Here is a 9,518-nt window from a genome sequence, read left to right as displayed (position 1 = left end):
CGGCGGAGGCTTTGCCGGTCGTGGCGGCGGTGGCGGAATGGCCATGCATGGTGGTGGCGGCTTCCGTGGTGGAGGCGGAGGCGGTGGCGGCGGCCGGCGTTCCGATATCGCGCTGAAGCACGATGTCGTTCTGCTGGGCCATCTCGCCAACGGCCTTGGCTATTACCGCTTCAGCTATATCGGCAGCGACAGGGCTTACGTCGGTGTCATGGCACAGGAGGTCGAACGTGTGGCGCCTGACGCGGTCGCCCGCGGCGACGACGGCTATCTGCGCGTCTATTACGACAAGCTTGGCCTGACATTCCGCACCTATCGCAATTGGCTCGCCGGCGGCGCGAAGATCCCTGCGGAGGTGATGCCATGAACGGCCCGAAATGGCTTCGGCGTGCGGCTCTGCTCGGCCTGCTGACGCTGGCACCGTTAAATCCGTCCCAAGCGCAGCAGTCCTACAAGTCGCCGGAGGATGCGGCAGCCGCGCTCGCCGCCGCGGTCAAGAGCGGGCCAGGCGATATCCTGAAAGTGCTCGGCAGAGCCGCCGAAGACATCGTCTCGTCCGGAGACGAGGTCGCCGACAGCGATATCCGCGCGCGCTTCACCTCGATGTACGACGTCAAGCACGGCATCAAGGCGGAGGGCAACAAGACCGCGACCCTGATGCTGGGGCCGGATGATTTCCCGTTCCCGATTCCGCTGGTCAACACCAAGGCTGGCTGGGAGTTCGACACCGCCGAGGGGCGCATCGAGGTGCTTCGCCGGCGCATCGGCCGCAACGAGCTCGACGCGATCCAGACCGCGCTCGCCTATGTCGACGCGCAGAACGAATATGCCGACAAGGATCGCGGTGAAGGCGCCGGCGTCTACGCCCAGCGCATCGTTTCGTCACCCGGCAAGAAGGACGGCCTGTTCTGGCGCGACGACAGCGATCCGAGCCCGCTCGGCGCGCTGGCGGCCGAGGCCTCCAAGGAGGGCTATAAGGCAGGCGATGTGGGGCCCGCGCCCTATCACGGCTACTACTTCCGCATCCTCAAGGGACAAGGCCGCGATGCGCCGGGCGGCGCGCTCAATTATGTCGTCAAGGGCAAGATGATCGGCGGCTTTGGCCTGATCGCCTGGCCTGCCGAATACGGCAATTCCGGCGTGATGACCTTCCTGGTCAATCATGCCGGTACCGTCTACCAGAAGGATCTTGGCAAGCGCACCGAGTTCATCGCCGAGCGGACCACGCTGTTCGATCCCGACGAGACCTGGAAGAAGGTCGATGCGGCAAAACCCTGAACGGCGTGCGCGCGTGCTCCGATGGATCGCGGTTCTTCCGCTGGCCTTCGGGCTCATAGCGCCGCCGCCACCATCCTTCGCGCAAGCCGCCGGCCAAGTCCGGGTCAAGATTGTCAAGGCCGGCCTCCTGCTCGGCGGCGGCGCCGGCCGCGGCGTGCTGACCTATCGCGGCAAGACCTATCCATTCAGGGTCACCGGCCTGAGCTTCGGCATCACCGCCGGCGCCACGGTCGGCCGTCTCGATGGCTGGGCCTCCGATATCCGCGACGTCAGTGACTTCGCCGGCACCTACAGTTCCGTTGGCGGCGGCTTTGCGCTCGTCGGCGGCGCCAACGGCGTCCATCTCCGCAACGAGAAGGGCGTCACCATCGTGCTCCAAGGCCCGAAAGCGGGGCTCGAACTTGCGGCCAATATCAGCCAGGTCAAGATCTCGCTGAGATAGGCACTTTTTACACGCTTCCGGTCGCGGCGATTTCCGCTTTTGGACTAGCAACAGCGCATTCCATCCCCACAAGGTGACGTGGCGAGGGCGGTAAATGTCGCGTGGCATCGCCTGATGAAGCGAGCGGTATCAACGTGGTTTGACAGACACGCCTGCATCCGTACGCATGGATGCTTCCAGCCCGTCGCCGACAGGGCTGAACAAGGCCGTATTGCCCGGGCTGGTAAGCTTTGGTCGCAAATGGAGTCAGTCGGCCAATTGATAAGGAAAACAGCGAAAGCTTATCAGTGGTGTCTGGTGGCCGACAGGGTGACTGCTTCGGCCTCTAGCAGGTTTGGGTTGTCGAAAGTTACGGCCATGAGCGGAAGTCGGCACGAACGGCATATCGTCGATCTCAGCGGATGCCCGACTAAGCTTTTTGGGGAGGCCGAGGGGGCCCCCGACGCCACCCGATTTCAATGACTACCTACCCTCCGTAGGATCTGCGGTCAGTTACGGATTGGCACAAGCGGAGCGCTCTGGTCGACTGAAGCTATTTCGGCTCGGCGAGTTCGCTCGCAAGCGGCTGCAAGTTTTTCGTCACTTCGTCGAGGCGCTTCTGCCACTCGGCTCCGGGCATGAAGGCGAGGACCGGAGCATCACCCGGAGAGCTCTTGACGTAGTCCGGATCGGTGAGACTCTCGGCGATCGCCGTTTCCAGCTTCTTCGCGACGTCGTCGGGTGCCCCCTTCGGCAACGCAAAACCGCGCTCCGCAGTCATGATGACGGGAACGCCGGCTTCCTCGGCGGTGGGGACGCCGGGCAAGGACGGAGAACGAGCCTTCGACAGAATAGCGATTGCCCGGAGCTCGCCCTTGTTGGTGCCGTGCAGTTCCGGCACTTCGCTCAGGCTCACCATTCCGATATCGAGATGACCGCCGAGGACGTCGGTCCTTTGCGCTGCCGTTCCGCGATAGGAGATCTCGTTCGGCCCGACGTTGACAGCCTTCGCGAGCATGCGGATGGCCAGATGGCCGTTGGTGCCGGCTCCGTTATGTCCGAACGTGACCGAACCGGGCTTCTTGCGCAGCGCGTCGACAACGCTGGCGAGCGTCGTGAACGGGCTATCGTTGCGAACGACGATCACACCGGGATCGTCGACCACGCGCGCGACCAGACGGATCTCATCCATGGTGTACTGGGTCTTTCGCGTCATCGGCAGAAAGTTGTAGCCGGGCACGTTGACCACACCCATCGCATAGGCGTCGGGAGCAGCGCGTGCGATCGCGGTGAACGCGATCTCGCCGCCGGCGCCGGGCTTGTTGAGGACGACAAACCGCGCGTTTCCGCCGAGCCGCTTCTCGACGAAGGGAAGCAGCTTGCGAGCCATGACGTCGGTCCCGCCGCCCGCGGCGAAGCCGACGACGACCTCGACCGGCTTGTCATCGGGCCACGCGGCCATCGCGGCCCCCGAGGCGGTCAGGCCAAGCATCAATATTGCCGTTCGAACCTTCCTCAACATGAAGGCTGTCCTTTCTTTCTTCGCAATAAATAGATTTGGGCTGCTCGGTCTTTGACCTTGCCAATCTGGTCCGGCACTATCGATGCGATGCCATGACTCGTCCAGCAACAGGAAGGCGCGCGACAAGCACGCAGCCGGTCTCGGATTCCGTGATGTAGAGATTTCTGTTGTCAGGTCCACCATAGGCCACGTTGGTGGTGGCGAGGCCCTGGCAGGAGCGGACCCGATAGAGCGGCTCGCCGAGACGGCTGAAAATCCAGACGGTGCCGAGACCGGCGTGAGCGATGGCGAGGTTGTCCTGCTCGTCCATCGCTAGGCCGTCGGGGCCGCCGAGGCTTCCGGACAGCTGGATGAAGATTCCGACCTTCGATGCGGTTCCGTCAGGCATCAGCGGTATCCGCCAGATTGCGTTACCCCGGGTGGCGGCCACGTAAAGGATGTGTTCGCTGCCGTTGAGCACGAGGCCGTTCGGACTGGGGACGTTGTTGACGATCTGGTCAAGTGTTCCGCCCACGCGCAACCGATAGACGCGGCCCGTTGGGTCATGCATCCCGGTCTGACCCTGGTCGGTGAAATAGATGTCGCCGTTGCCGGCGAAGATCAGATCGTTCACGCCCTTGAAGCGCTCGGACCAGCGCCGCTCCAGCAGGGGGCTAACCTTGCCGCTGGCCGGGTCGAGCGTCATGAGGCCGTGGCGATAGTCCGTGATGACGATCCGCCCGTCGCGCGCGATCTTCAATCCGTTCGGCTCGCCGTCATATTCGGCGACCAGCGTGAACTCTCCCGCCGGCGAGATCCGGAAGATCCGTCCATAGGGAATGTCGACGATATAGAGATTGCCGTCGCGGTCGAACGATGGGCCTTCGATGAAGGAATCCGCTACCAGTCCTCGGCGGTTGACCAGCGACCAGGCATTGTCGGGGTCCTTGCGGCGGAACTTGTCTGGCAGTCGGGCGAAGACCTCGGTCTTGATCTCTTCGGGTGGTGCATACATCGGGGCATCTCGCTTAAGGCACGGCAGTGACTTGCGACGGCAGCCACATCGCGATTTCGGGGAAGATCACCAGCAGGCCGAGCAGCACGAACATGATCAGGTGGAACGGGACCGTGCCCGCGACGACGTCGCTCAGCCTACCGGTCCAGATGCTCTGGATCACGAACAGGTTGATGCCGATCGGAGGTGAGATCTGGCCCATCTCGATGAAGAGCACCAGGATGACGCCGAACCAGATCGGATCGATGCCGTACTGGACCAGAACCGGATAGAGCAGCGGCACCGTGACCACGATCATGCCGAGGCTTTCGACCAGGCAGCCCAGCACCGTGTAAAGAACGAACAGGGCGAAGAAGAACTCCAGCTTGGAAAGCTTCAGATTGACCAGAAACTGGGTGATCTGCTCGCCGACGCCGGCATAGCTGATGGCGTAGGAGAACACGAATGCGGCGTAGACGATGAACAGGATGTTGCCGCACACGCGCACGGTAGTCTGCAAGGCCCGCCAGAGGATCGCGACGCTGAATTCGCCCCAGAACACCGCGATCATCATCGCCAGCACGCAGCCGACCGCCGCCGCCTCAGTTGGCGTGACCAGCCCCGAATAGATGCTGCCGATGGTGCCGCCGATCAGAACCATGAAGGGGACGACGTCGAGCAGGGCCGAGAGCAGTTCACGCGTCGATCGGGCGCCGACTTCCCGCGGAGCGATTCCGGGTCGGAACCACGCATGTAGGGCAATATAACCCATGAACATGGCGGTCAGCAGCAGGCCCGGCATCACGCCGGCCATGAAGAGCTTGGCGACTGAGGTCTCGGTGAAGGTGCCGTAGACGATCATCGCGATGCTGGGCGGGATCAGGATGCCGAGCGTGCCGCCCGCCGCCAGCGAGCCTGCGGACAGGCGCGGACTGTATTTGCGTTTCTGCAATTCAGGCAGCGCGACCCGCCCGATCGAGGCGGCGGTGACCACACTCGAGCCGCTGATGGCCGCGAAGATGGCGCATCCTGCGATGTTGGTCTGCAGCAGGCCGCCGGGAATCCAGGACACCAGCTTGGACAGGCCGTGATACACCCGCAAGCTCAGTCGGCTCTCCTGCAGAATCTCGGCCATCAGGATAAACAGCGGGATCGCGCTTAGCGTGAAGCTGTTCATGCTGCCCCAACTGACGAGGCCGATGCCCTTCAGTCCGGGCAGACCTGCATGCAGCAGCAGATACAGGACAGACGGGACCGTGATCGAGAACGGGATCGTCATTCCCACGCAGAGCAGCCCGACGAAGATCGCCAGGACAAAGATCAGTTCGACGCCCGGAGTCATCACTGCGCACTTCCGCGAAGTCGGCGAGCCTTGGTGAGGATGGTTCGGAGAAGGGCGAGGCAGAGCAGGAACATGCCGATGGCCATGGTGGTCTGCGGCATCCACAGCGGCGTCTGCAGCGGCGTAGGCGCTACGTCCTCCGAGCGCCACGAGTTTAAGACCAAGCGCGTCAGCTGCCAGGTAATCAAGGCGGAGGCGAGCAGCGACATTACGTCGAACACGATCTGCGACACCAGCCGAGCGGATTGTCCGAGGCGGGCCTGAACCAGCTCGACCCGGTGAAACGCCCCGTGTGCCTCCGCGACCGACATGCTCAGGAAGGTCGTGGCCACCAGCAGATAGCCGCCGATCTCGTCGGTAATCTGGAGCGATGTCGCGAACAGATTGCGTGCGATCGCCTCGGCACCGATCAGGATGATCATGGCCAACAGGATGAGCGCGCAGACGGCTTCCGAGGCGTTCTCGATCGGGCCGGGGCCCGATGAGACGTTGTCGATGAAGTGGACGGCGCCATCAGGCGCCACCTCCTTGATCTCCATGCTGCTAGCCATGATCGATTACCGGCCGAGCGCCGCACGAACCTGCTTGAGCGCGGCCGCCGCTTCCGGCCCCTTCGATTTTGCCCATTCGTCCCAATAGGCCGAAATCGCCTTCGTGCCGACGTCGAGATCGCCTGGTTGCGGCTCCGTCACCGTCATGCCGCCTTCGGCGAATTTCTTGCTAAGGTTGTCTTCCTCATCGGCCATGGCCTTTGTGATCAGTGGCATGTTGTCGGTGACGGCCTTGCGGACCTTGGCCTGAATCTCCGGTGACAGCTTATTGAAGCGCTCCCTGTTCACGATGACGACGGAGTTGAAATAGTTGATGCCGAGCCGGTAATTGAACTTGAGCAGGTCCTTCCAGGTATTTCCGCCGCCGGTGTTTGCGGTGAGGACGCCATCGACAATGCTGCGGTCGAGCGCGGAGGGGACTTCAGGGGCGCCGAGCGTGACCGGCACGCCGCCAAGCCGCTTGATGAACTCACCTTGCTCGGGCGACGTCACGCGGATCTTCTGGCCCTTGACGTCGGCCAGCGACGTCAGCTTCTTGCTCGAGAATGCGACCTGGTAGGGATAAAGGTATTGCCCCAGCACCAGGACGCCCTTCTTTTCGAAGGCCTTTTCCAGGTACGGCGCCATGATGTCCGCCGCCTTCTTGTATTCATCGAGAGAGCGGATCAGCATCGGCAGCCGCAGGACACCGCCGATCGGCACGTTGCCCAGGAAATAGCCGTCGTCGCCCATCTGGACGACGTCGTCGCTGACGGCTTGGGTGATGGTGGTGGTGTTGATCGGGAGCGAGCCCCCGAGATGCAGCCGGACCGACAGCTCTCCGCCGGTGTCCTTTTCGATCTGCTCGGCGACGGCGCTCATGCCTTTGGCCGCTGCCACCGTCGCGACTGGATTGTAGATATAGAGATCCCATTTCTCTGCGGCTGCGGCTGGCGCTGCAAGGCCCGCCAAAGCAAATGCCGCAGCAATCACGCCCGCAAACTGGCGACGGCTTGTCGAGATCATTGTTTTCTCCCAAGTCTTTTTGTGGTTGGGCGAAACTATGTTTGATCGCGTTCCCGCCAGCAAGAGAGCGATGGGGCATAATCAATCGCATATGTGATAATTGGCGCGATCGTGCCGAACCGTATTGATCGAAATGCAATCACGTAGAAGTTGGACGTCCCGCGCGGCGCGCGCCAACCGCGGTGGCCAATGAACGAGAGAGCTTCGGGATGGACACGACCCCTGCAGACGGCCCGTTGGGCGGAATTCGCGTGATCGACCTGACCAACGTGATCATGGGACCGTTTGCAACGCACATCATGGCCGATCTCGGGGCTGACGTGATCAAGATCGAGAGCGAAGAGGGCGACTCGTTCCGGACCTACCGGCCCAATCGCCATGAAGGCATGGCCGGCGGCTTTCTCCATCTCAACCGCAACAAGCGCAGCGTCATGCTCGATCTGAAGCAGCCTGCGGGGATGGATGCGCTGCGCCAGCTGATTGCGACAGCCGACGTGTTCGTTCACTCGTTGCGTCCCAAGGCCATCGACAAGCTCGGGCTCGGCTATCAGGCCGTCCGTGCCATCAAGCCCGATATCATCTATTGCGGCGCTTACGGGTTCAGCGAGAAGGGGCCCTACCGCGACAAGGCCGCCTATGACGATATCATCCAGGCCGGCTCGGGGCTCGCTGCATTGCATATGGTCGCGCGCGGGGAGCCAGCCTTCATGCCGACGGTGCTTTGCGACAAGCTGTCCGGGCAAGCGATCGCCTATTCGGTGATGGCAGCCCTGTTCCAGCGTGAGCGTGGTGGCGGAGGGCAGGCCATCGAGGTGCCGATGTTCGAGACCACGGCGGAGTTCGCCTATATAGAGCATCTGCTCGGCTTTGCCTTTGAGCCGTCGCTCGGCGACCCCGGCTATGCCCGCGTCGTCAGCCCGCGCCGCAAGCCGTTTCGCACCGGCGACGGGTATATGTGCATCCTTCCCTATTCGGATCGCAACTGGCGCGACTTCTTCGACTTCGTGGGGCGGCCGGAAATGAAGTCCGACACCCGCTTCTTTCCGCTGGTCGAGCGGGTGGCCCACCTCGAGACACTCTACGAGATCATCGAGCAGGAAGCCCCCCGGCATTCTACGGCCGCATGGGTGTCGTTCTGCGACGACGTCAGCATTCCCTGTATGCCCGTCCTGGGTCTCGCCGATCTGCCCGATGACGAACACATGAAGGCGGTCGGGATGTTCAGCCGTGCCGAGCATCCATCGGAGGGAGCATACAAGTCGATACGGGCGCCGGTGTCCTTCAGCTCCTCGCCGTTCCGGGTCCGCCGCCATGCGCCGCGGCTGGGCGAACATACGGCCGAGTTGCTCGCGGAGATCGGAATGCATGTGCCGAAGACAATTTCCCCGAGCGGCAAGAGCAGATGAGGCGGGGGTGATGATGACTATTCTGCCAGACGACGACTTTCGACGAATGGAGGCTTGAATGCGCGCGTTCCGGTTCGAATCTCTGACCTTGCCGCCCGAAGCAGACGAGATGCGGCGCAAGGTCCGCGCCTTCCTGAAGGAGGAGCGAGACAATGGCCGCTATGCCGCTCACCGGACATCTTGGTCGACTTTCGACCCGGAGTTCAGCAAGCGCGCCGCCAAGGCCGGTTTTATCGGCATGACCTGGCCGAAACGCTACGGCGGGGGCGAATACTCCAACCTGCAGCGCTTCGTCGTGACCGAAGAGATGCTGGCGGCCGGCGCGCCGGGCGGTGCGCACTGGATCGCGGATCGGCAGTCCGGTCCGCAGATTCTCAAGCATGGCAGCGAGCGGGCGCGCGAGCTGATTCTGCCCAGGATTGCCGCGGGCGAGTGCTATTTCGGCATCGGCATGAGCGAACCCGATTCCGGCTCCGACCTTGCGGCCGCCCGCACCAAGGCGGACAAGGTGGAAGGTGGCTGGGTGATCAACGGTACCAAGATCTGGACCTCGAACGCGCACCGTGTCCACTACCTGATCGTGCTGGCCCGCACCGAGCCGCCCAGCGAGAACCGGCACGCAGGCTTGTCCCAGTTCATCGTGGATACGGGCTCGGAGGGCATCGAGATCAGGCCGATCATGAACCTGTCGGGAGGGCACGAGTTCAACGAGGTGTTCTTCAAGAACTGCTTCGTTCCCGACGACATGATGATCGGAAAACCCGGCGAAGGTTGGACGCGCGTGACGGGCGAGTTGGCATTCGAGCGCGCCGGCCCGGATCGCTTTATGTCGGATGTCAGGCTTCTCGTCGAACTCGTCGACAAGATCGGCCGCGAGCCGAATGAGCGGCAGGCGGTCGAGATCGGCCGGCTCGCGGCTCACTTCGCCACGTTGCGCCGGATGTCGTCGTCGATCGCCGGGCTATTGGAGCGTGGCGAAAGTCCGGTGACCGAAGCTGCACTGGTCAAGGATCTCGGCACCGG

10 protein-coding genes are annotated in these 9,518 nt (G+C 62.8%); 5 read left to right on the top strand and 5 right to left on the bottom strand.

The genetic code is table 11. From position 1 onward, the window contains the following. The 3 genes from JHD07_RS23475 to JHD07_RS23465 all read left to right on the top strand — a co-directional run. Window positions 1-364 (top strand): tail fiber domain-containing protein (locus tag JHD07_RS23475; protein ID WP_291626342.1); only part of this gene is annotated, 364 nt, incomplete at its 5' end. Next, a complete protein-coding gene (locus tag JHD07_RS23470) occupies window positions 361-1,275 on the top strand; it encodes a DUF2950 domain-containing protein (RefSeq protein ID WP_291626340.1) in 915 nt (304 codons plus the stop codon). The genes JHD07_RS23475 and JHD07_RS23470, both read left to right, overlap by 4 nt. Continuing rightward, a complete protein-coding gene (locus JHD07_RS23465; protein ID WP_291626338.1) occupies window positions 1,259-1,717 on the top strand; it encodes a hypothetical protein in 459 nt (152 codons plus the stop codon). The genes JHD07_RS23470 and JHD07_RS23465 overlap by 17 nt, the downstream gene beginning before the upstream one ends. Before the next feature lie 532 nt (window positions 1,718-2,249). On the opposite strand, the gene JHD07_RS23460 is transcribed toward JHD07_RS23465, so the two are convergent. From JHD07_RS23460 to dctP, 5 genes are all read right to left on the bottom strand, one after another. Beyond that, complete coding sequence (locus JHD07_RS23460; RefSeq protein WP_291626336.1) at window positions 2,250-3,188, bottom strand: tripartite tricarboxylate transporter substrate binding protein; 939 nt, start codon at window positions 3,186-3,188, stop codon at window positions 2,250-2,252. A gap of 106 nt (window positions 3,189-3,294) precedes the next feature. Next, window positions 3,295-4,212 carry an SMP-30/gluconolactonase/LRE family protein gene (locus JHD07_RS23455; protein WP_291626334.1) on the bottom strand — a complete coding sequence of 306 codons (918 nt, stop codon included), beginning with the start codon at window positions 4,210-4,212 and terminating at the stop codon, window positions 3,295-3,297. A 13-nt stretch (window positions 4,213-4,225) separates the two neighbouring features. Next, window positions 4,226-5,533: a TRAP transporter large permease gene (locus JHD07_RS23450; RefSeq protein ID WP_291626345.1), complete on the bottom strand. Its 1,308-nt coding sequence runs from the start codon at window positions 5,531-5,533 to the stop codon at window positions 4,226-4,228. Further along, on the bottom strand, window positions 5,533-6,084 hold the full coding sequence (locus JHD07_RS23445) for a TRAP transporter small permease (protein WP_291626332.1): 552 nt from the start codon (window positions 6,082-6,084) through the stop codon (window positions 5,533-5,535). The genes JHD07_RS23450 and JHD07_RS23445 overlap by 1 nt, the downstream gene beginning before the upstream one ends. A gap of 6 nt (window positions 6,085-6,090) precedes the next feature. Beyond that, complete coding sequence (gene dctP, locus JHD07_RS23440; protein ID WP_291626330.1) at window positions 6,091-7,089, bottom strand: TRAP transporter substrate-binding protein DctP; 999 nt, start codon at window positions 7,087-7,089, stop codon at window positions 6,091-6,093. A gap of 209 nt (window positions 7,090-7,298) precedes the next feature. Here dctP and JHD07_RS23435 point away from each other — a divergent pair, with 209 nt between their 5' ends. Together JHD07_RS23435 and JHD07_RS23430 are read left to right on the top strand one after the other, a co-directional pair. Further along, window positions 7,299-8,495 carry a CoA transferase gene (locus JHD07_RS23435; protein ID WP_291626329.1) on the top strand — a complete coding sequence of 399 codons (1,197 nt, stop codon included), beginning with the start codon at window positions 7,299-7,301 and terminating at the stop codon, window positions 8,493-8,495. A 58-nt stretch (window positions 8,496-8,553) separates the two neighbouring features. Further along, window positions 8,554-9,518, top strand: a 965-nt coding sequence (locus JHD07_RS23430) for an acyl-CoA dehydrogenase family protein (protein WP_291626327.1), incomplete at its 3' end; no start/stop codon positions are given.

This window comes from Bradyrhizobium sp., assembly GCF_016462955.1.
GTDB lineage: Bacteria > Pseudomonadota > Alphaproteobacteria > Rhizobiales > Xanthobacteraceae > Bradyrhizobium.
This window is presented reverse-complemented; position numbering and strand designations above follow the sequence as displayed.